The 24,581-nt window shown below is 70.1% G+C and carries 20 protein-coding genes; 4 read left to right on the top strand and 16 right to left on the bottom strand.

Annotated features, from left to right (window positions below; genetic code table 11):
- Positions 1 to 82 precede the first annotated feature (82 nt).
- From E1181_RS06215 to E1181_RS06170, 10 genes are all read right to left on the bottom strand, one after another.
- Positions 83 to 2,158: an ATP-dependent DNA helicase UvrD2 gene (locus E1181_RS06215; RefSeq protein WP_132672940.1), complete on the bottom strand. Its 2,076-nt coding sequence runs from the start codon at positions 2,156 to 2,158 to the stop codon at positions 83 to 85.
- 197 nt (positions 2,159 to 2,355) lie between these two features.
- Positions 2,356 to 3,282: an NAD(+) diphosphatase gene (gene nudC, locus E1181_RS06210; protein WP_132672939.1), complete on the bottom strand. Its 927-nt coding sequence runs from the start codon at positions 3,280 to 3,282 to the stop codon at positions 2,356 to 2,358.
- Positions 3,283 to 3,307: 25 nt separating this feature from the next.
- Complete coding sequence (locus tag E1181_RS06205; RefSeq protein WP_132672938.1) at positions 3,308 to 4,675, bottom strand: M16 family metallopeptidase; 1,368 nt, start codon at positions 4,673 to 4,675, stop codon at positions 3,308 to 3,310.
- Positions 4,672 to 5,991 (bottom strand): M16 family metallopeptidase, encoded by a 1,320-nt coding sequence (locus E1181_RS06200; RefSeq protein WP_132672937.1) that lies wholly within the window; start codon positions 5,989 to 5,991, stop codon positions 4,672 to 4,674. The genes E1181_RS06205 and E1181_RS06200 overlap by 4 nt, the downstream gene beginning before the upstream one ends.
- Before the next feature lie 160 nt (positions 5,992 to 6,151).
- Positions 6,152 to 6,976 (bottom strand): ESX secretion-associated protein EspG, encoded by an 825-nt coding sequence (locus E1181_RS06195; protein ID WP_132672936.1) that lies wholly within the window; start codon positions 6,974 to 6,976, stop codon positions 6,152 to 6,154.
- Between the two features lie 102 nt (positions 6,977 to 7,078).
- Complete coding sequence (locus E1181_RS06190) at positions 7,079 to 8,449, bottom strand: PPE domain-containing protein (protein WP_132672935.1); 1,371 nt, start codon at positions 8,447 to 8,449, stop codon at positions 7,079 to 7,081.
- A 13-nt stretch (positions 8,450 to 8,462) separates the two neighbouring features.
- Entirely contained in the window at positions 8,463 to 8,993 is a 531-nt protein-coding gene (locus E1181_RS06185) for a DUF3558 domain-containing protein (RefSeq protein WP_132672934.1), read from the bottom strand.
- Positions 8,990 to 9,400, bottom strand: a complete 411-nt coding sequence (locus E1181_RS06180; RefSeq protein ID WP_132672933.1) for a hypothetical protein — start codon at positions 9,398 to 9,400, stop codon at positions 8,990 to 8,992. The genes E1181_RS06185 and E1181_RS06180 overlap by 4 nt, the downstream gene beginning before the upstream one ends.
- A 140-nt stretch (positions 9,401 to 9,540) precedes the next feature.
- Positions 9,541 to 9,735 (bottom strand): DUF397 domain-containing protein, encoded by a 195-nt coding sequence (locus E1181_RS06175; protein ID WP_132672932.1) that lies wholly within the window; start codon positions 9,733 to 9,735, stop codon positions 9,541 to 9,543.
- The gene (locus tag E1181_RS06170; protein ID WP_165944532.1) at positions 9,728 to 10,654 is read right to left on the bottom strand and encodes a helix-turn-helix domain-containing protein; all 927 of its coding nucleotides are present in this window, start codon (positions 10,652 to 10,654) and stop codon (positions 9,728 to 9,730) included. The genes E1181_RS06175 and E1181_RS06170 overlap by 8 nt, the downstream gene beginning before the upstream one ends.
- Positions 10,655 to 11,448: 794 nt before the next feature.
- Between E1181_RS06170 and E1181_RS06160 the strand changes: the two genes are divergently transcribed.
- A complete protein-coding gene (locus E1181_RS06160) occupies positions 11,449 to 12,441 on the top strand; it encodes a neutral zinc metallopeptidase (RefSeq protein WP_235876487.1) in 993 nt (330 codons plus the stop codon).
- Here the strand turns inward: E1181_RS06160 and E1181_RS06155 are convergent.
- Complete coding sequence (locus E1181_RS06155; RefSeq protein WP_132672929.1) at positions 12,438 to 12,866, bottom strand: hypothetical protein; 429 nt, start codon at positions 12,864 to 12,866, stop codon at positions 12,438 to 12,440. The genes E1181_RS06160 and E1181_RS06155 overlap by 4 nt on opposite strands.
- 58 nt (positions 12,867 to 12,924) lie before the next feature.
- Positions 12,925 to 14,010, bottom strand: coding sequence for a potassium channel family protein (locus E1181_RS06150; protein WP_132672928.1), 1,086 nt, complete (start codon positions 14,008 to 14,010; stop codon positions 12,925 to 12,927).
- Between the two features lie 144 nt (positions 14,011 to 14,154).
- Between E1181_RS06150 and E1181_RS06145 the strand changes: the two genes are divergently transcribed.
- Positions 14,155 to 14,682, top strand: coding sequence for a hypothetical protein (locus tag E1181_RS06145; RefSeq protein WP_132672927.1), 528 nt, complete (start codon positions 14,155 to 14,157; stop codon positions 14,680 to 14,682).
- Between the two features lie 172 nt (positions 14,683 to 14,854).
- Here the strand turns inward: E1181_RS06145 and E1181_RS06140 are convergent, their stop codons facing one another.
- From E1181_RS06140 to E1181_RS06130, 3 genes are read right to left on the bottom strand one after another with little or no spacing between them, the layout of a single operon-like run.
- The gene (locus E1181_RS06140) at positions 14,855 to 15,463 is read right to left on the bottom strand and encodes a hypothetical protein (protein ID WP_235876480.1); all 609 of its coding nucleotides are present in this window, start codon (positions 15,461 to 15,463) and stop codon (positions 14,855 to 14,857) included.
- A gap of 33 nt (positions 15,464 to 15,496) precedes the next feature.
- Complete coding sequence (locus E1181_RS06135; protein ID WP_132672925.1) at positions 15,497 to 18,772, bottom strand: ATP-dependent helicase; 3,276 nt, start codon at positions 18,770 to 18,772, stop codon at positions 15,497 to 15,499.
- The gene (locus E1181_RS06130; protein WP_235876479.1) at positions 18,769 to 21,957 is read right to left on the bottom strand and encodes an ATP-dependent helicase; all 3,189 of its coding nucleotides are present in this window, start codon (positions 21,955 to 21,957) and stop codon (positions 18,769 to 18,771) included. The genes E1181_RS06135 and E1181_RS06130 overlap by 4 nt, the downstream gene beginning before the upstream one ends.
- A gap of 231 nt (positions 21,958 to 22,188) precedes the next feature.
- Here E1181_RS06130 and E1181_RS06125 point away from each other — a divergent pair, with 231 nt between their 5' ends.
- Together E1181_RS06125 and E1181_RS06120 are read left to right on the top strand one after the other, a co-directional pair.
- Entirely contained in the window at positions 22,189 to 23,163 is a 975-nt protein-coding gene (locus E1181_RS06125; protein WP_132672924.1) for a chitinase, read from the top strand.
- A 167-nt stretch (positions 23,164 to 23,330) separates the two neighbouring features.
- Positions 23,331 to 23,618, top strand: coding sequence for an MGMT family protein (locus E1181_RS06120; protein ID WP_132672923.1), 288 nt, complete (start codon positions 23,331 to 23,333; stop codon positions 23,616 to 23,618).
- 135 nt (positions 23,619 to 23,753) lie between these two features.
- Here the strand turns inward: E1181_RS06120 and E1181_RS06115 are convergent, their stop codons facing one another.
- Entirely contained in the window at positions 23,754 to 24,557 is an 804-nt protein-coding gene (locus E1181_RS06115) for a uroporphyrinogen-III synthase (protein ID WP_132672922.1), read from the bottom strand.
- Between the last annotated feature and the right edge of the window lie 24 nt (positions 24,558 to 24,581).

Genomic DNA, 24,581 nt, shown 5'->3' with positions numbered 1-24,581 from the left:
CGGGCCAACTCGGCCCGCGCGTGTCTACGAGGTTATGTGCCGCGAGGTGCAACCCGCAACATATTTTTGACCTGCGGTTTTGCTAGTTCACCCGATTGATCAAGGCGAGAACGTCGCCACCGAACTTCTGGATCTTGGTGGCGCCGATTCCGGAGATCCCCACCAACGCGGACTCGTCGGCGGGCCGCTGCTCGGCGATCGCGGTCAGCGTCGCGTCGGTGAACACCACGTAGGCGGGCACCTTGAGCTGCCGCGCCCGCTCGCTGCGCCACGCCTTGAGCTGCTCGAGCAGGTTCTCGTCGACGTCGGACGGGCAGTCCGAGCAGCGCCCGAGCTTGATGTCCATGGTGCTGACCAGCGTCGACGAGCACATCCGGCACTGCGGTTTGATCGTCGCGGCCTGCCGGGCGGGCGGCTGCGGCTGCTTGGCCTTGCTCGGCAGCGCGGCCGGGTGTCCGTCGGGCACCAGGTTGTATACGAACCGGCTGCGGCGCCGGAACCGGCGTCCCCCGGCGCGGGCCAGCGCCCAGGACAGGTGCAGGTGCTCGCGGGCGCGGGTGACGCCGACGTAGAGCAGCCGGCGCTCCTCCTCCACCGCCGCGTCGGTGTCGGCGTGCTGGATCGGCAGGGTTCCCTCGACCAGGCCCGCGAGGAACACCGCGTCCCACTCCAGTCCCTTGGCCGCGTGCAGCGAGGCGAGCGTGACGCCCTCGACGGTCGGCGGGTGCTGCGCCTCGGCGCGGGCGTCGAGCTCGGCGACGTAGCGGCGCAGATCGGCGTCGGGAACCGTGGCGACGAGCCCTTCGGCGAGCTCGACCAGGGCGATCAGCGACTCCCACCGCTCGCGGGCGGACCCACCGGCCGGTGGTTCGTCGGTCAGGCCCACCTCGACGAGGAGTTCGCGCACCGTTCCGGGCAGGTCCTCGGCGGCGGTGTCGCGGGCGATCGCGGTGCGCAGGGTGGCCATGGCCTGGCGGATCTCGGCGCGCGCGAAGAACCGCTCCCCGCCGCGCACCTGGTACGGGATCTCGGCGTCGGACAGCGCTTTTTCGTAGACCTCGGACTGGGCGTTGACGCGGAACAGGATCGCGATCTCCGACAGCGGCACGCCGCGCTTGGCCAGCTGGGCGATCTTGCGCGCGATGGCGTCGGCCTCGTCGGTCTCGTCGTCGTACTCGGCGAAGTCCGGGTGCGGACCGTCCGGGCGCTGGCCGACCAGCTTCAGCCGGGTCCCGGCCGGGCGTTCCCGCGCGGCGCCGATGACCTGGTTGGCCAGGCCCACGACCTGCGGGGTCGACCGGTAGTCGCGTTCGAGGCGCACCACGGTCGCCTCGGGGTACTTGCGCGGGAAGTTGACCAGCCACTTCGGGGAGGCGCCCGCGAAGGAGTAGATGGTCTGGTTGGCGTCGCCGACCACGGTCAGGTCGTCGCGGTTGCCGACCCAGGCGTCAAGGACGCGCGCCTGCAGCGGGTTGACGTCCTGGTACTCGTCGACGACGAAGGACCGGTACTGGCTGCGGAACTCCTCGGCGATGTCCTCGCGGTCCTCCAGGATCGCGGCGATGTGCAGCAGCAGGTCGTCGAAGTCGAGCAGCTGCGCGCCGCTCTTGAGCTTCTCGTACCCGGCGAACGCCTTGGCGATCAGCTCGGGCAGGATCGGCGTCTCGCGACCGGCCTGCTGCGCGGCCGCGGGGTACTGCTCGGGGCTGATCAGCGAGGACTTCGACCACTCGATCTCGCTGGCGAGGTCGCGCACGTCCTCCCGCTCGGTGGACAGCCCCAGCCGGTTCGCGGCCTGCATGACCAGGCGGAACTTGTTGTCGGTGAGCTGCCACATCTGGGCGTCGTGGACGCGCGGCCAGAAGTAGCGGAGCTGTCGGAAGGCCGCCGCGTGGAAGGTCTGGGCCTGCACCCCCGCGGCTCCGAGCTCACGCAACCTGGTGCGCATCTCGCCCGCGGCGCGCGCTGTGAAGGTCACGGCCAGGATCTGCCGGGGCGTCACCAGCCCGCGCTGGACGAGGTAGGCGATGCGGTGGGTGATGGTCCGGGTCTTCCCCGTTCCCGCACCGGCCAGGACGCACACGGGTCCGCGCGGTGCGATGACGGCCTGCCGCTGCTCCGGGTCCAAACCTTCCAGGAGACGCGGTTGATCGGCCATGCAGGCATCCTCGCAGACCCCTGACCCCGATCAGGCGATACCCACCACCGTGTGTCGCCCAGATCGCGTCCCGATGGCCTTGACCAGTGCGGACACGCCCGGCACCGGGGGCGGATTCGAATTTCGCGCGAAATTCGAGCCGGAAAGTTCGGACTCGAATTTCGCGCGAAATTCGAAATGCCCTGGGGGTGCGGGTGTCACGGCTTGGAGGTGGCCCAGCCCTTGATCATTCGGTACGCGATGGAGACGCCCGGTGGCAAGCGGAGGCCGTCCACAGGTTCGCCTTCGGCGTCCAGCGCCGCGAGGATCGTGTCCCGGTGGACCCAACGCGCTTCCTCGATCTCGCCGTCGGCGGGCACCAGCGGCGCGTTGCGGTCGGCGACGGCGGCGAAGCCGAGCATCAGCGAACGCGGGAACGGCCACGGCTGGCTGCCGAGGTACCGGATGCCGAAGACCTCGACGCCGACCTCCTCCTGGATCTCGCGCGCGACGCAGGCCTCCAGGGACTCGCCGACCTCGACGAACCCGGCGAGCACCGAGAAGCGGTACTGCGGCCAGATCGGCTGGCGGGCCAGCAGCACGTGGTCCTCGCCGTCGCTGACCAGGCAGATCACCGCCGGATCGGTGCGCGGGTACTCCTCGCGGTCGCAGCCGGAGCACCGCCGCGCCCAGCCGACGCGGACGCGGGTGGTCGCCGCGCCGCAGACCGCGCAGTAACGGGCGTTGTCGTGCCAGCCGAGCAGGCCGACGGCCGTGGTGAGCAGTCCGGCGTCGGTGTCGTTGAGCAGCGCGCCGCCGGAACGCAGGTCCCGCCAGCCCTCCTGCGCACCGTCGTGGTCGGTGCGCAGCGCCCAGTAGCTGACGTCGTCCTCGACGCCGAGCAGCACCGCGTTCGGCGACGGGCGGTCACCGAAGTCGACGGCGGGTTGCACGATCAGCCGGGAGTCCTCGCCGATCTGGGTGCGCCCCTTGGCGTCGACGAGCACGACCTTGCCCGTGTGCCACAGCTTCGCGCCGCCGTCGAGGGATTCCCGCAGCTCCTCCCTGCGGTCCACAGTGGACCGCGAGAGGAGCGGCGGGGAGTCGAGCTGGAAGCCCGCACCGGCGAACACTTCGCAGGTCATTCTTGCGCTCCATCCGGTAACCGGGTCATGGCAGCTCCACGCCGCCCAGCAGCCGCAGCTCGTCCGCCAGCTTGTCGGCGTCGCCGACGACGATGCCGGTGAACGACGACGGCGAGAACAGCTTCGCGGCCTCGGCGACCTGCTCGACGGTGACGTCGCGCAGCCGCTCGGCGTGCGCGGTCAGCCAGTTCTGGTCCAGGCCCGCCGCGGCCAGCGCGGACAGCGTCGAGGCCAGGCCGGACTGCGAGGCGGTCGAGGTCAGCAGCCCGCCGATCGCGTACTGCCGCGCGGACTCGACCTCGGACTCCGACGGCGGCACCAGCGCCATCCGGGCCAGCTCGTAGCGGGTCTCCAGCAGCGCGGCCGCGGTGACCTCGCTGGCGGTGTCGGCGTCGACGAGCAGCGTGCCGTTGCCCTTGGTGAACTCGAAGGACGAGTGCGCACCGTAGGTGTAGCCCTTGTCCTCGCGGATGTTCTCCACCAGTCGCGAGGAGAAGTAGCCGCCGAAGACCAGGTTCGCGATCTGCAGCGCCGGGTAGCGCTCGTCGGTGCGGGCCAGCGCTTGCGCGGAGAACCGCAGCTGCGACTGGACGGCGCCAGGCCGGTGCACCAGCCGCACGTCGCCGCCGGTGACCAGCGGCAGGGCGGGCATCTCGCGGGCGGAGTCCTCGGACTTCCAGCCGGCCAGGGCCCGCTCGACCTCGCCGATCACGGCGTCGGGGTCGATGTCGCCGACCAGCACCAGCACCGATCCGCGCGGCAGCACGGCGGCGCTGTGCAGCGCGCGGACCTGCTCGGGGGTCACCTCGGCGACGTCCTCGGCCTGCGGGACCTCGCGGACGTAGGGGTGGTCGCCGTAGCGGTGGCGCTGGAGCTCTTCGCGGGCGATCACCCGCGGCTGCGAGCGGGCCACGCCGATCCGCTCGACCAGCCGCGCGCGCTCGGCGTTGACCTCGTCGTCGGCGTAGGTGGCGCCGGTCAGCGCGTCGGCGAGCACGTCGAGCAGCGCGTCCAGGCCGCTGGCCAGCGCGTCCCCGGCGATGCTCAGCCGCTCGGGGTCGACCACCGCGTGCAGGTCACCACCGACGGCCGCCAGGTCGGTGTCCATCTTGACGCGGTCGCGGCGCGCGGTGCCGGTCAGCAGGGTTTCGGCCAGCACCTCGGCCTGCGCCGGGTGCTCCTTGGCCTCGCCGGCGAACGGGATGCGCAGGCGCATCTCCACCATCGGCACCTGGCCGTGGCGGACTGCGATGACGCGGAGCCCGTTGGGCAGCACGGTGTCGACACCGGCAGGCGGGGCGCCGACGCGGGGCTCGCCCAGCGGCGGCAGCGGGCGCGGGCCCGCCTCGGTGCGGCCGATCTCCTCGGCGCTGCGGTGCGTTGCGCGGGTCATGCCGCACCTCCGTTCTCGTCACCAGCGGGTTCGATCTCCAGCACGGCGCGCGCGTCGGAGCGCAGCGCCTTGGCGGCCGCCGCGACGTCCTGGGCGCGGACCTGGCCGATCTTGTCGGGCAGTTCCGAGATCAGTTCGGCGCGGCCGTGCAGAAGCTCGGTGCTGCCGAGGTCGAGCGTCCGCGAGATGACCCGGTCGTGCTCCCGGTAGAGGCTGGCCGCCCAGCGGGCCGTGACGCGGTGCAGTTCCTCTTCGCTGGGGCCGTCGGAGGCGATCTTGTCGAGCTCCTCGTCGATCGCTCCGATCACGCGCTCCACCCCGACGTCGGGGGTGTGGATGGCGGTGAAGGTGAAGGTGTCCGGATCGCGCGCGTCCAGCGGGGCGCCCATCAGGCCGGTGCCGGCGCTGACGTCGACGACCAGCGCTTCGGAGTGCACCAGGCGCTGCTGGAGCCGGGAGGCGTCGCCGTCGGACAGGATCGCCGAGAGCACGACGTTGGCCAGGTAGGCGTCGAGCTCGCCGACCGGGTCGGGCAGCCGGTAGCCGAGCGCGACGGCGGGCAGCGGCGCGTGCGGGTCGGTGTGCTTGCCGCGGACCTCGCTGGTCGGGAACGGCTCGCCGAACGAGGGCCGCTGCGGGACCGGGCGGGCGGGGACGTCGCCGAAGTGCTTCTCGATCAGCTTGATCGTGCGGTCGACGTCGAGGTCACCGGCGACGGTGAGCACGGCGTTGCCGGGCGAGTAGAAGGTGTCGAAGAAGGCCGCGCAGTCGTCGACGGTGGCCCGTTCGAGATCGGTGAAGTCGCCGTAGCCGTTGTGTGCGTTGGCGAAGGTCGAGTAGAGCACCGGCGGCAGCAGGATCCAGGGGAAACCGCCGTAGGGGCGGTTGAGGACGTTGAGCCGGATCTCCTCCTTGACCACGTCCACCTGGTTGGCCAGGTTCTCCTCGGTGATCTTCGGAGCGCGCATCCGGTCGGCTTCCAGGAACAGCGCGCGCTCCAGGGCCGCCGAGGGCAGCACCTGGTAGTAGTCGGTGTAGTCCTGGTGCGTCGAACCGTTGAACGTGCCGCCGGAGCCCTGCACGTGGCGGAAGTGGGCGAGTTTCTCGAGGCTCTCACTGCCCTGGAACATCAAGTGCTCGAACAGGTGCGCGAATCCTGTGCGCCCTTCGGGTTCGGAGCGGAAGCCCACGTCGTAGTGCACGCTGACACCGACCACAGGGGCCTGACCTGATGCTTGGCCCGCCGCCGAGTCCGGTGCCAACACCACGCGCAGCCCGTTGGGCAAGGTGACGCGATGCAGCTGGGGTTCGACCATGCCATGCAGCCTACGTGCGGGCTGTCAACCTGTGTGTGCCCCCTTCGACAACTTTCGGCGTGTCGCAACACTCCGGCCACCCCGCGAAACGGCAACCGGAGCAGCCCCGAATAGGCCATTGACCTGCTTCAATGCGACATACCGACCAGCCGGAACGGGCTCATCCCTGGCGGACCTGGTTGATCAACGAGTTGATCTCGTTCCCGATCAGACCGGCGTCCGCGGGCAGCAGCGCGTAGAGCGGTTCGCCGGTGCTCGCGCGTTCCACCCGGTTGAGGTATCGGCCGTCGGGTTCGGCGTTGTCGAACCACGACACCACCGGGGTCCGGCGGCGCCGACCGTGCTGGTCGCGCATGTTGGCGGCGATCTGGCCGATGCGCACGTGCTGCGCCTTGCCGATCTTCTCGTAGAGCTCGACCTGCTGGTCACCGCTGCTGCCGCGCTTGCGCGTGGCGGTCTCCATCATGCTCGACGGGTCGTAGTCCTCGACCTGATCTCCCTGCATCGAGCTGTGCGGGACGCGGATCGGGCCGTAGCTGCCGGGCTTGGCGGGCGGCAGGGTGCCGAGCACGACTCCGGGCAGCGGCGCGTTCTGGTGCACCTCGACGGTCAGCAGTCCGCCGCGCTGGGGATCTTCGCTGGGTGCCTGGACGCCGAGCACGATTCGGTTGCCCTCGGTGAACACCGCGACCGCGCGCCAGCAGTGGTCGCTCCCCGGCTCGGGGAACCACATCGAGTCGACCCAGAGGTAGGGCGTGGCGAGGGTTTTCAGCGCGTCGACCAGCGGCGGCACGACCTCGTCGTCGGCGACGACCCCGTTCGCCTCCATGATCGGCAGTTCCGCTTTGCCGATGGCCGAGAACTGATCGGCCGTGCGGCCGAAGGACCGGGTGCTGATCGGCAGCGTGAGACCGTCGATCCGCAGGTATTTGAGCACGATGTCCAGGTGCACCGGCGGCAGCTGCCACCGACCCAACACACTCACTTGAGCTTTCTCCCACTCGTGGAAGCAAAAAAGGAAGGCTCGAAGTGGTGACGCGATTTCGACGGAAATCGCGTCACCACTTCGATCAGCTGAAAAGCCCGCTCACTCGCCGAGAACCGGCGGTGCCGTCTTGGGCATGTCGTTCATCCACACGTCGTCCTGCTCTTCGAGCCAGGAAGGACGCTCGTGCTCGTCGTCCTCGGAACCCTGACCGCGCTGACCGGCTCCGGCACCCATGCCGCCCATGCCACCGCGACCAGCGGCACCACGACCACCGGCACCCGCGGCTCCAGCGCCCGCACCTGCACCCGCACCGAGACCACCGGCACCGGCCCGGCCACCGGCGCCCATGCCGGCTCCGGCACCACGAGCCCCAGCACCCGCACCACCGACGCCACCGGCGCGACCGCCCGCACCCGCGCCTGCTCCAGCACCCGCGCCGAGACCGGCCGCGAGCCCGAAACCTGCTCCGCCGCCGGGAGTTCCGCCACCAGGCGTGCCACCACCGGGCAGACCTCCGCCGGGGAGCCCGCCACCCGGCGGATTCGCCCAGGCAGCACCGGTTCCGGCAGGACTGCTCCCACCCGGGTAAGCACCGCCGGAGTAGCCACCACCGGGGATCCCACCGCCGGGCACGCCGCTACCGGAGTAGCCGCCGCCCGAGCCGGAGCCAGCTCCAGACCCGCCGGGGACGTTGCCACCGTTGCCCATGCCGCCACCCCAGTCGGTGCCGCCGGGCGGCGGAACCGGCGGCGGGTTCGTGGTCGAGCCGTCAGGAGCTGTGTACTGCGGCATCTTCGCGTCGACCTGGGTCAGCGTCGGGCTGTAGACACGGCCCATCGTCTCCTGAGCAGCCTTCTCAGCCTCTTGCTGCTCCTCCATCTGAGAAAGAGCGTTGACACCGCCCCCACCGAGACCGAACGGAACCGCGGACGCCGCGGCCTCACCCCAGCTGAACCCCTCCGGCTCCGGGACGAGCTTCCTCGACTGACCAGCAGCATCCCCAGCCGTGTTGAGGTTGTTGCCCGTCATCTCGACGGCATCGGCGCTGGCTTTCATCCACTCGGATGCAGGTTTGCCGACTTCAGCCGCAGCGTCAGCCGCCTCGCCCTGCCAACCATCGCGAACGATGTTGGACAGGTCCGGACCGAACCGCTCGCCACGCTCGCGAAGACCTTCAGCAAGCTTCGTCCAGGCTTGCGCCACCTCGGCGACAGCGGCCTGATCGATCGACTCCTGGTTGGTCTTGTAGATGTCCGCGTGGCTGCGCCCGCCCCAGTTGATGCACTGGGTGATGGCAGGCGAATCAAAAGAACCGACGTTCAAGCCCGAGTTCTGCCTCGCGAGCTCCGCCTGCTGCTGCTGAGCAATCCGCTTGGCCTCGGCACTTTGCTCGATGCGGTTCTCGTCAGCCTCGGTCTCCCAACCGAAAACGTGCCCGCCGGCATTGTCCAGTGCGCTGAAAAGCCCCATCACTCCCCCTGTGTCACTGAGGCAATCTCGAAGCAGTCTGGTTAACGACCTTCTCAAGCTCGCCGCACGGATCCGGAACGGAATCACGCATGAATCCGGAAAGCTGGTACATCACGAAACCGCCGCCAGCGGACACCGCGTAGTTGCACACGCCCTGGTCAGTCGCTCCACCGACGATGATCTCCGCGGCTTCACGACCTGCGATGTTCGTCGGCTCGAACTTGTCGAAGCCACCGCCCTGCCCAAGACTTTGCACGGTGTCCTTGGCGTTCTTCTGCAGACCGATCGACAGCTTCTCACCTTCCCATTCGCAACCCGGCTGGAAGCTGACCTGCGTGAAGTCTTGCGAGGTGGTCCCCACGCCGAACGAAGTCAGTTCCTCAGGCGTGAAGAACGTGCACGGATCGAAGCTCTGAAGAGCCGCGCCCGGAGCGGGTGGCTGCGTCGTGGGCTCACCACCGGTGCTCGTTCCGCCGCAAGCGCTCAGGCCGAAAAGAGCCAAGCCGGCTGCGGTCGCGAACAAGGACCTGGAAAACGTGCTCACTTCATCCCTCGCCTAAGGTCGTCAGCGTTCTGTTCGTCGACGGCACGGTAGTCCTTGGCAGCAGCGCGAAATGCTTCCGCCTGCTTCGTCAACTCGTCCTGCATGTCACGGATCAACTTGAGAATGCCCGAGTCGGGGTCGGTTGCCTTGTCCTGAAAGCGCTTGGCGAGCTGCTGACCATCCTCGTAGTCACCAAGGCCCTTGACGGTCCTCAACGCCGCCGCGTTCCTCAGGAGCTTGGCGAGCTCGCGAACTTCTTCTTCGCAGTGCTTAGCCGCCTTCTCTGCCGCCTCCGGGTTCAGTGCGAGCTTGCCCGCACCGACCTGCGAGTTGATCCACTGCGTCTGGCCGCTGACGGCCTTCAGCCCCTCTTTCGCTGCGGCGAACCCGCCCTCGGCGCTAGTCATCTCAGATCCTCCGGACCCTGTGATCCCCCATGAACCGTGGTTACTTTAGCTTGACGCGCCCGCGCGCGTAACGGTTCCGGGGAATCTGGACAAACTTGACCGGTGGAACGCTCCGCACCAGGTCACAGCGCCAAGATCATCTACTCGGCAGAGCGGAAACGGCCGTTCTTCAGGCCTTTCAAGAAGGCTTCCCACTGGGGCTCACCCACCCGGAGATGACCACCCTCCGGGTCTTTGGAGTCACGGAGCGCGATCAAGTCAGTGGCTTGCGCGACCTCCACGCAGTTCGTCGAGGACCCGCTCCGGCTGCTCTTCCGCCAGACCAGCTCAGTCATCGTTCAGCCCCTCTGCCAGCGCGTCGATCAGTTCGACCGACTCTTCCTCCCCGAGCGCTACGTCCCACAGCGCGTCGCGGGACTCAACATACTGTTGCGTGGCGTTGCCGTCAGTAACGAAGATCCCGCCTTTCCTGTTCTCCAGGTAGACGTAGGTCTCCAGCGCTGCGAACTCGCAGATGGCGAACGTCCCGTCCAATCCCGGATGAGCGCCCGCCGAAACCGGTAGCACCCGCACACGAACGTTCGGCCATTCGGACTCCGCCACGATCTTCCGAAGCTGGGTCCGCATCACCTTCGGTCCACCGATCAGACGCCGAAGCACGAACTCATCGATCAAGAACCGCAGCTCAGGGCCGTTCGGCCGAGACAGCACTGCCTGGCGTCCGATTCTGGTGGCGACCCGACGCTCGATCTCGCTCTGCGGCCGATCAACGGTCGAAATCATCTGGCGCGCGTATTCGGCCGTCTGCAACAGACCTGGCACCAGCGCGATTTCGCAGGCAGTCACCCGCCGCGCCTCGGTCTCCAGCAGCATGATGTTCGCGAGCTGGTCGGTGTACTTGTCGCCTGACGGCAGGTTGATCGTCGTGCCGTCGTTGGACTCGGCCTTGGCGACCAGCAGGTCTCGCATCTCCCCCGTCGCGCCGTAGAGCTCGCACAGCGCTGCGACCTCGTCCGGTGTCGGGAAGCGGGCGCCGGTTTCGGTTCTGCTCACCCACGCCGGGCTGGTGCTCAATCGCGTGGCCACCGTTCGGGTGGACATCTTCGTGCGCTCGCGAAGGGTTCGAAGCTCCGCGCCCAGGTTGACGCGAAACAGGCGGGACCTCGCCGACACCCTGACCTCCGGGTACTTCGTGACCGACTCCCCTGTTTCGAATTCCGCTTCACTGCTTCGGTTCTCGGGGAAACGTTTCACGGGTGGATGAACTGCTGAAGCGAACTTAACTTCCCATCCCATTCCGGTTCCACGGCTTTGGAAGCAAAGGACTCAAAGGGATGGTTTTCGACGTGTTCCGACGAGAGCGAACGGACGTGTTCTGGATCGTCGGCTCAGGATTCAAGATTCGCCACGCGATGACGACGCTCCCGGGCTCGGTATATACCGGCGCTTGGGTTCCCGCACTCTGCGAAACGTGGATTCTCATTCCCACGGCCACCCCGTGGCCCCGAGAACCCCTGAGCAAGACCATCACCGAACGCTGCCCCGAATGCACAACCATCGCGAACCGCCAAGACCACCACGAACACACGTGGGACTACTGAGAAAGGTCAGCAAACCGATGAACTACAACCACTACTTCCCAACCCACCCAGCGCCCCACCAGAGCTCATCGCACAGCGCTCTTCTGCGGTTCGGACCAGAACTGCCTGCTGGTGACCGTCGCCGACGTCGTGGTGCGGCCTCAGCGTTGGTTTGGGTGTTCTTGGGGTGGTGGGGTGTTCGTGGGGTTAGGGTTTGAGGCCGTTGTGGGTCTGGGTGGAAGTCGGTGGGATGAAGGCTTTGTGGTCGGGCGGGGTGGCTGACGGCTCTCGGCGGTGGTCGATGGGGTTCCGGACATGACGCCTCCCGTGCCTCCGCAGTGGCAGCCCCCTCAGTGGCAGCAGCCTTCCCGACCTGGGCAGGCTCCCGGTCCTGGGCAGGGTCCGCAGCCTGGGCAAGCGCCGCCGGTCTGGCAAGCACCACCGCCCGGCTACGGGCACGCACCGCGGGTGCCGTTCGAGGAGCAGACGACCGGGCCGATTCCTCGGGTTCCCCAGTTCGCTCAGCAGGCGCCGCAGCGGAACAACACCGGGCTCGTCGTCGGGCTCGTGCTGGCGGCTGTGGCGTTGTTCGGGATCGGGACCGTGGGGGCCGTGGCCGCTTCCGTGTCCGCCAACAAGGTCGACGAACCCGTGGACGCGCCCGTCGCGGCGACCACGACGACCACCAGCGAAACCACCGCGGAGACGAGCACTTCCGAGGAGACCTCGACCTCCGAGGACTTCGGGACCGAGCAGCCCGTGCCGAAGCTCGGGGACAACCCGATCAACATCGAGGGCAACGGGGCCGTCACCACGCCGTGCCCGCTCCCGGCGTTCTCCACCGACGTGGCCTCGCAGGACGCCTTCTACCAGGCCGCGCTGCCCTGCCTGATGCACGCGTGGGAACCGGCCCTGGAAGAGGCGAACCTGCCCACCGACGCGCCGAGGGTCGTCACCACCGGCAACGACGTCGACACGCCTTGCGGGTTGCGGACCTGGGACCAGACGGCGCTGTACTGCCCGCAGGACAACACCATCTACATGACCGCGCGCTACTACTCCGAGATCGAGGGCAGGAGCGAGGCCGGGGTGTTCCTCGGGCAGTTCGCGCACGAGTTCGGCCATGCGCTGCAGCGGCTTTCCGGCATCAACGCCGCCTACGGCAGCGCGTCGGCCAACGCCGGAGCCGACACCGAGGCCGGTCTCGAACTCACCCGGCGCTCCGAGCTGCAAGCCACCTGCTTCGAGGGGATGAGCCTCGCCGCGCTGCAGAACGGCGGCGTCAGCAACGACCTCATCTTCCCCGCGCTGCGCGACTCCGCCGCGCGCGGCGACGAGAACAGCGACGTCGACGACCACGGCAGCATCCAGACCAACTCCACCTGGGTCGATCAGGGGTTCAGCAAGAACGAGATCACCCAGTGCAACACGTGGCTCTCACCGCCGAGCGACGTGGATTAGCGCCTGCCCAGGAGGATTCCGTAGCCTCCGCCCGCGACCGCGGCCAGGGTGATCAGCACGATGTGGGTGCGCCAGGCGAGCGCCTCCAGTTCGGTCTGCTGGGTTTTCACCGGTGTGACCCGCAGGTCCCCCGATGCGCGGGCGGGGACCATCACGTCCAGGCGCTGACCGCGGGTGTGCCCGCAGCCGTCGAAGGTGGCGCGGCGGGTCTGGCCGTCGATCTGCACCTCGACCACGTCACCGGCCGCGCGCGCCCCGCACGGGCGCGGCTCGACGACGACCGCCTGCGCCCGGCGTTCGGCGACCTGCGGCTGCCCGGATGCCGCGACCAGCGGCCAGACCGTCACGCCGGCCACCACAACGCCGAGAACGCCCAGGACGAGCAGGATCGACGCCACCGAGGCCGAACCTCGCGTGCTTCCCACAACACCGATAGTCCCAGAAACCCAGAACCGGAAGTGCCCGAGACCTGTTGTGAGAAGGTCACGTTTGCGGCGGCGTCACTTTCCGCACGTAGAGCAGCCGGTCGCCGGCCTCGATCGCGTCCGCTTCCGGGGCGTCCACCCGGTAGAGCTCGCCGTCGCGGACGACGCCCAGCACTATGTCGGTCAGGTGCCGCGGCGAACCGCCGACCTCCTGGCGCTCCACCTCGCGCTCGGCGATCGCCAGACCCACCTCGGGGCTGAGCAGGTCCTCGAACATCTCCACCACCGACGGCGTCGACGTCGCCATGCCCAGCAGGCGACCCGCCGTCTCGCTGGAGACCACCACCGAATCCGCGCCCGACTGGCGCAGCAGGTGCACGTTCTCCGCTTCCCGGACGGCCGCGACGATCTGCGCCTTCGGGGCCAGCTCGCGGGCGGTCAGGGTCACCAGCACCGCCGTGTCGTCCCGGGCGGGGGCGATCACGATCGCGCGGGCGCGCGGCAGGCCCGCCACGCGCAGCACGTCGGAGCGGGTACCGGAACCGTTGACCGTCACCAGGCCCTGCGCGGACGCCGACTCCAGCGACGCGCGGTCGGTGTCGACCACCACGATGCGGCCCGGGTCGGCGCCCTCGCCGAGCAGTGCGGTGACCGCGGAACGGCCCTTGGTTCCGTATCCGATGACGACCACGTGGTCGCGCACCTTGGACCTCCAGCGTTGGATCTTGAAAGCTTGCCGCGAGCGCTCGGTGAGCACTTCCAGTGTCGTGCCGACCAGGACGATCAGGAACAGCACGCGGAGCGGAGTGATGACGAGCACGTTCACCAGCCGCGCCCGGTCGCTGACCGGGGTGATGTCGCCGTAACCGGTCGTCGACAGCGACACCGTGGCGTAGTAGACGACGTCGAGCACGCTGAGCTCGCCGCCCGCCGAATCCCGGTAGCCGTCCCGGCCGATGTAGACGATGGCGACCGTGGCGGCCAGCGCCACCATGGCGCCCAGGATGCGGCGGATGATCGAGCGCACAGGACTCGTCACGGTGCCCGGCATGCGGATGACACCCACGAGTGCGTGATCGGGCCTGGTGCTCAGCTCTTCCTCGGCGTTGTGCCTGCCGAACAGCTGGCTGGGACCTCGATTCATGAGTCGCGCTCCCCGACGTTGTGACCACTCACGGCGTTGAACAGTAACCGCTCCGCACAACTGGAGGATGACCGCCCGGAATTGTGTCGAATCAATGGGGAAACACCATCCCGAAATCGGGGTTCGGGCGTTTACCATGCGACCGTGCAGCAGCTTCAGCACGCGGCCCGCGCTCTCGGTTGGGACGGGAGATTAGTACCGGATGTGGATGTTCTCGACACCCGGTTCACCGCGGTCGCCCGCATCCGGCCGGACGTCCACGAATGGCGCCTGAACAACGGCTGGGAACCCGAGCTCAACCCGGCGTGGTTCAAGGCGTGGTCGGAACCCGAGCACCACGACCAGCTGCCGGTGGCCGCGGTCGACCTGATCGGAATTCTCGTTCCGGTGTCCAAGCCGTCCCGGGCGCTGCGCGCCTGCGGGATGCTGCTGTCGCTCGCGCCGTGCGCGGTGGTCCTGCCCGGTCAGCAGCGGTACGACGCGCTGTCCATGCTGGAGCTGGACTACTACGGCGCCGGTGTCGTCACGACCGGTCCCGACGATTCCGGCAAGCTCGTCATCCCGCCGGAGAACCGCGCCGCGGAATTCGGCTCGTCGATGTTCGGGCGCTGGCTGCTGGAAGTCCTCTACTCGCGACTCCTGGACCACCCGCAACTCACCGAGAACGCCTGAAACGAGGGGACGTTCCACCCGGCTCGCTCAGCGGTTCTCTGGGCGCCACTCCTTGAGCGCGCCAATGCGCGGCGTCCTCCCAGAGAACCGCTGAGAAATCCCCCGAAGGTGACAACACAGCGGTGCGGGCTGAGTCCCACACCTGAAACAGCGCGGTCGCGGCCTGAAAGCGTCAGGCGACGGCGTATTCGTGCCAGTTGAGGCCGTCGGGGTTCCAGCGCATTCCGCGGTTCTGCTGGAGAACTCGCATCGCCTGGACCGTGTGCGGCCAGCGGCGGATGACGTTGGCCAGCGCCACCGGGGTCATCAGGTCGACCGTGCGGCGGTGATCGCCGGGGCCGAGCATCGCGATGCCGCCCGGGGTGCTGATGATGTCGGTGAGCGGACGCTGGCCGGACAGCGCGACCTGCTCGACGCTGATGATCGTGTGCGGCTGGAGTTCCGATGGCCAGCTCTGGCGATCGATGTCGCCGGCCACCGGCTGCTCGCAGTTGCCGCATTCGCACTCGAACTCCGCGGCCCAGCCGTGCTGCCGCCAGGACCAGACGACGGCCGTCCCGGCGTCGAGTTCGGACAGCGCCGCCACGTGCGGCCAGGCGCCGACGACGGCCTGCAGCTTGGTCTGCTTGGACTCCCGACCCGTGGCGCTCGGGCCCTCGAAGGACCAGGTGCCCTCATCGTCGCGGTGGACCCGCACCAGAGGGGCGCGCATGGCGAGAACTTCGGCGTCCACGCGCACTGCGGATTCAGGCGGAGTGGTGAGCTTCCAGTCGGTGTTCATCGCGGGCATAGTCGACCGCCGCGCACTCCGAACTCAAGCTCCACCACCCGAACGTGTACTCATTTCCGGGTTCTTCGGGACCGCGGTGATGAGCTCGCGAAGACCTTCGGCGTCCCGGAGATCCGCAGGTCGCAGCGTGTAGTCGTGGCGGACGTAGTGGAAGGCGGCCCGGACCTTCTCCAGCGGGGTCTTCGACAGCTCCGCCCACGCCAGCCGGTACGCGGCCAGCTGCACCGACAGCGACGGGATCTGGTCGCCGTTGGGGACTCCACCGGTCTTCCAGTCCACGACCGTCCAGCCGCCGTCGGGATCGGCGAAGACCGCGTCCATCCGGCCGCGCAGGACGATGCCCTCCACCTGGGTCTCGAACGGCACCTCCACGCGGTGCGGGGTCCTGTCGGCCCAGGAGCCCTCGAGGAACGCCTTCTGCAGCTCGGCGAGGTCCTCGTGCATCGGAGCGGAATCGTCGGCGGCACCGGGCAGTTCGTCGACGTCCAGCAGCGCCGAGGAGGTGAACCGGTGCTCCAGCCAGGCGTGGAACGCGGTTCCCCGGCGGGTCATCGGGTTCGGCGGGTACGGCAGCGGCCGCCGCAACCTGCGGGCCAGCGCATCGGTGTCACCGGCGAGCTCGACGAGCTGGCTGACCGACAGGTGATCGGGCAGCCGGACCTCCTCGCGGCGCTGCGCGGCGGCGGCCCGCTCCGCCAGCAGGACGTCGACGTCGCGCGCCCAGCCGTCGGGGTCCTCGTCCACCTCGATCGAATCCACGGCGGACAGGGCCGCGCGGACCAGCTCCGCGCCTTCGGAGACGGCTTCGCGACGCTGTCCCAGCGGATCCACCGGCCACTCGGCGGAGCGGACCTCGTGGGCCAGAGGGTTCTCGGCGTCCTCGTCGGGAGTCGGGCACCACTCGTCGATGACGCCGACGCGGTCGCCGTGCACGACCTCCGCGGTCTCGGTGAGGAAGTCCGACGGGCCCTTGGGCCGGTCGCCGCTCTCGCCCCACCAGTGCCCGGACAGCAGCAGCGTGCGCTCCGAGCGGGTCACCGCGACGTAGAACAGGCGGCGTTCCTCGGCGAGCCGACGGGCTTCGAACTCCTCGTCGTGGATGCCCAGCGCCTCGCTGAGCTCCTTGCGGTCCAGGCCGTTCAGCCGGTCCACGTCGAGCTTGGGCAGGTCGGGTGCGTCGCCGCGCAGCTCGGCGGGCAGCGAGGTCACCGACCGCAGCCACGACGAGGACTTGCGCTTGCCGGGGAAGACGTCGTTGACCAGGTGCGGAACGGCCACGACCTGCCACTCCAGGCCCTTGGCGGCGTGCACGGTGAGGATCTGCACGCGGTCGTCGGCGACCTCGACCTCACCGGGTTCCAGACCGTCCTCGGCGCGCTCGGCGGCGGCGAAGTAGTCCAGCAGCGACGGCAGCGTCGCCGACGGGCTGGCCGTGGCGAACGAGGTGACCACGTCGGCGAAGGCGTCGAGGTGGATGCGCCCCACACCGCCCGGCCGCGCCAGGCTCTCGATGTCCAGCAGCAGCGTGCGCTCGGCGTCGGCGACCAGCTCCGGCAGCGGCTGGTCCAGGCGGCGTCGCAGAGCGGCCAGCTCGCCGCCGAGCCTGCGGATGCGGTCGTAGCCCTGCTCGGAGTAGCGCTCCGGCCGACCGGGGTCGTCGAGGGCGTCGGCCAGGCCCGCCTGCTCGGCGTTCTCGCCCGGCAGCGCGGCGTGGACGACAGCCGTGGCGTCGTCGGACTCGGGTTCGCCGAAGAACTGCGTGCCGAGCTCCCGCGCCCGCTCCCACAGCGCCGCCAGGTCGGCGGCTCCGATCCGCCAGCGCGAACCGGTCAGCAGCCGGGCCGCGGCCGTGCCCGCGAGCGGGTCGACGAGCAGCCGCAGCGCGCTGACCAGGTCGCGCACCTCCGGCTCGTCCAGCAGCCCGCCGAGACCGACGACCTCCACCGGGAGTCCGCGTTCCCGCAGGGCGACCGCGATGTCGGCCATGTCGGCGCGGCGGCGGACCAGCACGGCGGCGGTCGGCGGTCGGCCGGTCTCGTCGATCGAGGCCTGCCACTGGGCGTGGATCCGGTCGGCCACCCACTCGCGCTCGGCGCGGACGTGCTCGGCCAGCAGCACCCGGATGTCGCCGTCCTCAGCGCCTTCGCGAGCGCGGAGCTCGTCGACCTCCAGGCCGATCCTGCGCAGCGGTTCGGACACCGCGTTGGCGATCCGCAGCACCTCTTCGGGATTGCGGAAGCTGGTCAGCAGCCCGTAGCGGTGCGCGGGAGCCAGGTGGTCGGCCTCGGTGCGCGGGAAGTCGGTGGTGAACCGGGGCAGGTTCGCCGCGCTCGCGCCGCGCCAGCCGTAGATCGCCTGCGCCGGGTCGCCCACCGACGTCACCGGCAGGGACGCGGAATCGCCGCCGAACAGCGAGCGCAGCAGGACGCGCTGGGCGTGCCCGGTGTCCTGGTACTCGTCGAGCAGCACCGCGCCGTAGCGGGCGCGTTCGCCCTCGACGACCTCCGGGTGCCCGGCGGCGAGGTTGGCCGCCAGCGACATCTGGTCGGCGAAGTCCATCGCGCCTTCGCGGCGCTTGCGCTGCGCGTACTCCTCGACCAGCGGCAGCATCGCGGTCCGGAGCCGTTGCGCGGCGACGACTTTCACCAGGTCCTGCGGAAGGTTGGCGCGCTGGCCCTTGGCGCGCGGGGCGTTCTCCACCGCCTCGCAGAGCTTCTCGGCGTGCACCCGCAACTCGTCCGGGCTCACGAGGTGTTCGGCGAGCTCACCGGCCAGGGCCAGCAGGTAGCTGGTGACCGTGGTCGGCACCTTGTCGGTGTCGAGGTCTTCGGTCCAGCTCGCCACCACGCGGTGCGCGAGCTGCCACGAGGCGGTCGCGGTGAGCAGCCGCGCGCCCGGCTCCACCGGCACGCGCAGCCCGTGCTCGCCGACGATGCGCCCGGCGTAGGCGTGGTAGGTCAGCACGGTCGGTTCTTCGGTGAGCACCGCCGACCGCAGCTGCCCGCTCGGATCGACCTCGTCGAGCAGGCCGGACCCGGCGAGCCTGCGCAGCCGGGCGCGGACCCGGTCGGCGAGCTGGCGGGCGGCCTTGCGGGTGAACGTCAGGCCCAGCACGCGCTCGGGCGTGACCAGCTGGTTGGCGACCAGCCACACGACGCGCGCGGCCATCGTCTCGGTCTTGCCCGCCCCGGCACCGGCCACCACCAGCGCCGGTTCGGGTGGTGCGGCGATGACCTCGGCCTGTTCGGGCGTGGGCTGGTGCAGGCCGAGGGCCTGGGCGATCCGCTGTGGACTGATCACTGCGAAACCTGCCTACCTGCGGGGTGAACCGGGCAGCTGGTGCGCGCCGGGCAGCGCGGGCAGTCGGTGTTCTCGCTGGCCACGTAGGCCGGTCCGAGGCTGGACTCAGCAGCGCTGTGCACGACGTCGAGCCACACCTTGATCTTCTCCTGGTCGAGCGGTTCTTGCGCGCGTTCGGTCGCCGAGCCCTTGCGGTCGGACTTGGCGACGTAGAGCAGCCGGGCTCCCCCGGGCTCCTGCTCGTCGCCGAAGGCACCGAGCGCGGCGGCCAGCTGGTAGACCGCCAGCTGCGGGTGCTCCTCGGCATCACCCTTGCTGACCGGCGCTTTCGCCGTCTTGACGTCCACGACGACCGGTCGTCCCGAGGAGTCGGATTCGAGCCGGTCGACCCGGCCGCGCAGCCGCAGCCAGGGTCCGCCCTCGCGGCCCTGCACGGTGACGTCGAGGTCGCGCTCCACGCCGATCTGGGTGAGCTCGGCGCGGGACTGCACCAGCCAGACGACGAAGGCGTTGAGCATCCCCTCAACTCGCTTGCGCTCCTTGCGGGAGAACCACGGCGCCCCGGCGTCGATGGTCTGCCAGGCCTCGTCGAGCGCCTGGTGCAGCTGGTCGGTGTCGGCGCCGTCGGCGGCGGCCTGCACCAGCGCGTGCACGAGAGTTCCTGTGACGGCGGCGAGTTCGGCCGTGTCCTGGCCGCCGTTGCGCTCGACCAGCCAGCGCAGCGGGCACTTCGCGAGGATGTCCACTGTGGAGGGCGAGACCTTGACCGGGTCGTCGCCGGTGACCAGCGGCGCGTCGGTGGACGGCGCGGGCAGGCCGTACCAGGAGTCGGGGTCCGCGCCGGGCACGCCGTCGGCGGCGAGCCGGGCGAGCTGCCCGGCCGCGCGGCGCCTGCGCTCCTCGGGCTCCTCGGAGTCGCAGACCACCCGGCGCAGCTCGCCGACCAGGTCGGCCAGCGTGAGCCCCCGCTCCGGGCGGGCGATCGGGCGTTCCGCGGAATCCGGATCGCTCTCCACGCCGTCGAGCTCGTCGAGGAACCGGGAAGGCTGCTCGTCCTCGCCGCGCACCGCGCTGACCAGCAGGCTGCGCCGGGCACGGCTCGCGGCGACCAGCAGCAGCCGGCGCTCCTCGGCCAGCAGCGGCGCCGTCGCCGACACCCGTTCCGCCGTCACCCCCGACAGCACGTCGACCAGGTGCTCCACGCCCAGCAGCGATCCGCGGAGCCGCAGGTCGGGCCAGCTGCCCTCCTGAACACCGGGAACCGCCACCACGTCCCACTCCTGACCGGTCGCGGCGTGGGCGGTGAGGATCTGGACCGCGTTGTCGCGCGGCGCGGTCGGCGCCAGCGAGGACCCGGCGATCTGCTGGTCGGTGAGGTAGTCGGCGAACCCGGCCGCGTCGTTGCCCGGTGACCGGTCGACGAACTGGGCCGCGGCGTCGAACAGCGCCACGATCGCATCCAGGTCGCGGTCGGCCTGCGCGCCGGTGACGCCGTGGCGCTCGGACTGGGCGACCCAGCGCTTCTCCAGCCCGCAGGCCTTCCACACCCGCCACAGGGTTTCCTCGACGCTCTGGCCCTTGTCCGCCGACTCCTGCGCGGTGCGCAGCAGGGCCGCGACGCGGCGGGCGGATTCGGCGGCCGAGTCCTCCAGCGCGGCCAGCCGGTCGCCGTCGCGCAGCACCTCGACCAGCAGCTCACCGCTGGGACGGCTGCCGCCCGACGCCGACTCCAGGCGCAGCAGACCGCGCCGCAACCGGCGCAGCGCCAGCGGGTCCGCACCGCCGAGCTGCGAGGACAGCAGCACCGCCGCCGCGTCGGCGTCGAGCTCGTGCGGGCGGATCGCGCACCGCAGCAGCGTCAGCAGCGGGCGGACGGCGGCGCGCTGCGGCAGCGGCACGTCGTCCACCGGCAGCGCGATCGGCACCCCGGCGGCCAGCAGCGCGCGCCGCAGCACCGGCAGCGACCGGCCCGTCGAGCGCACCACAACACCCATCCGCGACCAGGGGATCTCGTCGAGCAGGTGGGCGCGGCGGAGCTGGTCGGCGACCCACGCCGCCTCCTGCGCCTCGGTCGCCAGCAACCGCACCTGCACCGCGCCGCTGGCCGTCTCGTCCTGCTCGGACTCCGGTTCGGGCTCGACCAGGCGGCGCTGCGGCCCGTGGCCGGGCAGCCGGGAAGCCAAGCGCTGCACGGCTTCTCGCACCGATTTCGACATGCGGTGATCGACCGTGAGCACGGTGGTGTCGGTGCCGCCGGGATCGGCGTCGAGCAGGCAGCGCGGGTCGGCGCCGCGGAAGGTGTAGACGGACTGGTCCGGGTCACCGGCGAGGATGAACTCGGTGGCGGTGTCGCCGAGCGTGCGGATCAGCCGGTACTGCTGCGGGTCCAGGTGCTGCGCGTCGTCGACCAGCACGTACCGGACCCGGTCCTGCTCGGCCATGAGCAGCCCGGAGTCGGTGGCGAATGCCAGGCGCGCGGAACCGACGAGCTCGGCGGCGTCCAGGGCAGGGGCCTGCGATCCTCCGGCACCGCGCAGCAGCGTGACCTGCTCGTACTGGCGGCCGAACCGGCCCGCGGCGACCCATTCCGGGCGTCCGTGCTCGCGCCCGAGGGCGATCAGCCGGTCCGGGTCGACGCCGCGTTCGGCCGCGCGCAGCAGCAGGTCCCGCAGCTCCTCGGCGAAGCCGGGGACGGTCAGGGCGGGTTGCAGCGGCTCCGGCCAGTCGGGGGCACCCTGCTCGACGTCGCCTTCCAGCAGTTCGCGGACCAGGGCGTCCTGGTCGGGGCCGTTGAGCAGCTGCGGCGGCGGGAGCTGGTCGCGCACCGCCTGCAGCCGCAGGACGGCGAAGGCGTAGGAGTGCACGGTGCGCACCAGCGGTTCCGGGGCGGTGCGCACGTCCTCGCCGGACCCGGTGAGCAACCGGGTGATCTCGGTGCGCATCCACGACGCCGCGCGGCGGCTGGAGGTGAGCACGAGGACGTTCTCCGGTGACACGCCCCGGTTTCGGATCCGGTCGGCCGCGATCTCGGCGATCAGCGTCGACTTCCCCGTTCCCGGACCGCCGAGCACGCGGAGGAATCCGAAGGAGTGCTCCAGCGCGCGGCGGCCCGCTTCGTCCCAGGTCGTGGCGCGGCGCGCGGTCTCGGCGCGGCGCACGAGCACGGGCGAATTCGCGGGAGGCACGCACCGAATGGAACCACGTCGAGGGGACAAGATCGGTTCCGGGCACGCCGGAATGTGCCCGAGTTCTCCGGGATTTCCAACTGTGAATGCTGGGATCGCGCTCCGACGTTTGGTGGTACAAACCAATTTTGCGGTCTGGCAGATTTCCTCCCATCGCGGGCCTCCCCCGCCCGTGACCTGCGAATTCGCGCAGCCCCGATCGCGCGACGCAACCCCGAAGAAGGAGGAAGCGTGAGCAAGATCCGCACGAGCCTGCTCGCCGGCGCCGCCGTTCTCGGCACGTTGGCCATCGGCGCGGCCCCGGCCCTCAGCGCCGAAGAGCCCAGCGCCGCCACGAGCCCGGTCGCCGCCTCGCCCTACCTGTACAACGGCTGGGGCAGCCCGCCCGCGCCCGCCGACGTCATGAACGCGACCGGCATCAAGGACTTCACCCTCGCCTTCATCAATTCAGACGGCGGCTGCAACCCCGCTTGGGACGGTCAGCGCCCGCTCGACGGCCAGGACAAGGCCACCATCGACGCGATCCGCGGCGCAGGCGGCGACGTGATCCCGTCCATCGGCGGCTACTCCGGCACCAAGCTCGGCGAGGTGTGCGCCGACGCCCAGCAGCTGGCCGCGGCCTACCAGAAGCTGATCGACGCCTACGGGCTCAAGGCCATCGACATCGACATCGAGGCCACCGAGTTCGAGGGCCAGGCGTCCCGCGACAAGGTCGTCGAGGCGCTGAAGATCGTCAAGGAGGCCAACCCCGGCCTGCTGACCGTGGTCACCTTCCCGACCACCACCGGCCCGAACGAGAACGGCAAGGCGATGTTCGCCAAGGCCGCCGAGATCGGCGCGAACATCGACGTGTGGACGCAGATGCCGTTCGACTTCAACGGCTCCGACATGGCCGCGGACACCATCTCCGCGACCGAGGGCCTCAAGGAAGCGCTGAAGGCCAGCTTCGGCTACAACGACGCGGACGCCTACGCGCACTCCGGCATCTCGTCGATGAACGGCAAGACCGACGTCGAGGGCGAGCTCGTCGACCAGGCCGCGTTCCAGAAGATGGCCGACTACGCCAAGGAGAAGGGCCTCGGCCGCTTCACCTTCTGGTCGGTCAACCGCGACCGCCCGTGCAACGGCGGCGCCGTGGACTCCTGCAGCGGCATCGACCAGCAGGACTGGGACTTCACCAAGATCGTCGCCAGCTTCCAGGGCTGACGCTCGGTCCCCCTCAACGACGGCCCGCCCTCTCCCACCCGGGGGCGGGCCGTTTCCGGTCCTGGCCCGAATCGACCCGGCAAGAGCGACATCGATCATGGACGGTTCGGACCAGAACCGTCCGCGAGGCGACCGGGACCGTCCAGCCGTGCGGTAGCTTTCGGTGCGTGGATGAGGAGACGTTCGAGCGGGTCCGGGCCGTGGTCGCGTCGATCCCCCCTGGCCGGGTGCTCTCCTACGGCGACGTCGCCGAGCTCGCCGGACTCCGGTCAGCGCGGCTCGTGGGGCGGATCATGTCCGAGGACACCGCCGACCTGCCCTGGCACCGCGTGCTCCGTTCCAACGGCACCGTCGCCGACCACCTCCGCCACCGCCAGCTCGAACTCCTCCGGGCCGAAGGCGTCCTCGCCCAAGACGGCAAGATCGCCATGCGCCACTACCGCTGGACGCGCTGACCCACCTCACCCGAAGGGCGACATCCTCGCGTGTCTGCCGAGGTCAGGGCCGCTTCGCGGGGCTAGCACACGAATTTCGCGCGAAATTCGAGGCGAAACTTCCGCAGTCGAATTTCGCGCGAAATTCGACCGGGGTCAGGCGTCCCGGTTGGGCAGCTCGTCGGTGACGAGGCGGACCAGGGCCGCGGTGCGGGCCCGGTCCGGGATCGCGTGGGGCAGATCGGCTTTGGCGATGGGCGCTGCGGTGACCGGGCCGACGCAGGCGATGAGGACGTTGTCGCGCAGCGCCTTCCGGAGCGCCTCGCCCCGGTCGGTGCGGTCGGCGCGGGCCAGGAAGTTGGTCGCGGCGGGAGCGCTGGTGAACGGCAGGGCGTCCACCTCGCCCGCGATGACCGCGTCGATGAGGCGGTCCAGCGGCTCCAGGTCGACCGGGTCCGTCCAGCGGTAGACCGTGACCGGGACGACCTCGGCTCCGGCTTCGGTGAGCGCGCGGCGGAATTCGAGCATCGGGTCGCCGTGGACCTGCAGCACGACCCGCTTGCCCGCCACGCCCTGCTCCAGCAGGTAGTCGAGGACCTCGGCGGATTCCTCGGTCGGCGAGGTCCACTCCTCGCGCAGCCCGGCCCCGCGCACCGCGCCCTTTGCCTTCGCGCCCCGCGCCACCACCCGGGCATCGCCGAGGTGCGCCGGCAGCGCCTCGCCCGAGGCCTCGAACCAGCCCCGGAAACCCATGCCGGTGATCGCCACGACGAAGTCCACTGGGCCCGAGAGCACCCGTTCGGTGGCGTCGGCGAGCTGGCCGTCCTCCGGCAGCGGAACCGTGTGCATCGCGGCGCCGAACAGCACGCGAGCACCCCGGCGGGCCAGCAAGTTGCCGATCTCCTCGGCCTTGCGCTCCGCCGTGATCCCGACCGTGAAACCGCTCAGAACGTCCTGCACGCGCCCATCGTCACACAACCACCC

This window comes from Saccharopolyspora terrae, from assembly GCF_004348435.1.
Taxonomy (GTDB): Bacteria; Actinomycetota; Actinomycetes; order Mycobacteriales; family Pseudonocardiaceae; genus Saccharopolyspora; species Saccharopolyspora endophytica.
The sequence above is the reverse complement of the archived record's forward strand: the minus strand, read 5'-3'. Positions and strand labels throughout refer to the sequence as shown.

Excerpts from the sequence above, each read along its gene's own strand:
- E1181_RS06215 (WP_132672940.1), bottom strand. The coding sequence starts at position 2,158 with ATGGCCGATCAACCGCGTCTCCTGGAAGGTTTGGACCCGGAGCAGCGG.
- nudC (WP_132672939.1), bottom strand. The coding sequence starts at position 3,282 with ATGACCTGCGAAGTGTTCGCCGGTGCGGGCTTCCAGCTCGACTCCCCG.
- E1181_RS06205 (WP_132672938.1), bottom strand. The coding sequence starts at position 4,675 with ATGACCCGCGCAACGCACCGCAGCGCCGAGGAGATCGGCCGCACCGAG.
- E1181_RS06200 (WP_132672937.1), bottom strand. The coding sequence starts at position 5,991 with ATGGTCGAACCCCAGCTGCATCGCGTCACCTTGCCCAACGGGCTGCGC.
- E1181_RS06190 (WP_132672935.1), bottom strand. The coding sequence starts at position 8,449 with ATGGGGCTTTTCAGCGCACTGGACAATGCCGGCGGGCACGTTTTCGGT.
- E1181_RS06180 (WP_132672933.1), bottom strand. The coding sequence starts at position 9,400 with ATGACTAGCGCCGAGGGCGGGTTCGCCGCAGCGAAAGAGGGGCTGAAG.
- E1181_RS06175 (WP_132672932.1), bottom strand. The coding sequence starts at position 9,735 with ATGACTGAGCTGGTCTGGCGGAAGAGCAGCCGGAGCGGGTCCTCGACG.
- E1181_RS06150 (WP_132672928.1), bottom strand. The coding sequence starts at position 14,010 with ATGAATCGAGGTCCCAGCCAGCTGTTCGGCAGGCACAACGCCGAGGAA.
- E1181_RS06140 (WP_235876480.1), bottom strand. The coding sequence starts at position 15,463 with ATGAACACCGACTGGAAGCTCACCACTCCGCCTGAATCCGCAGTGCGC.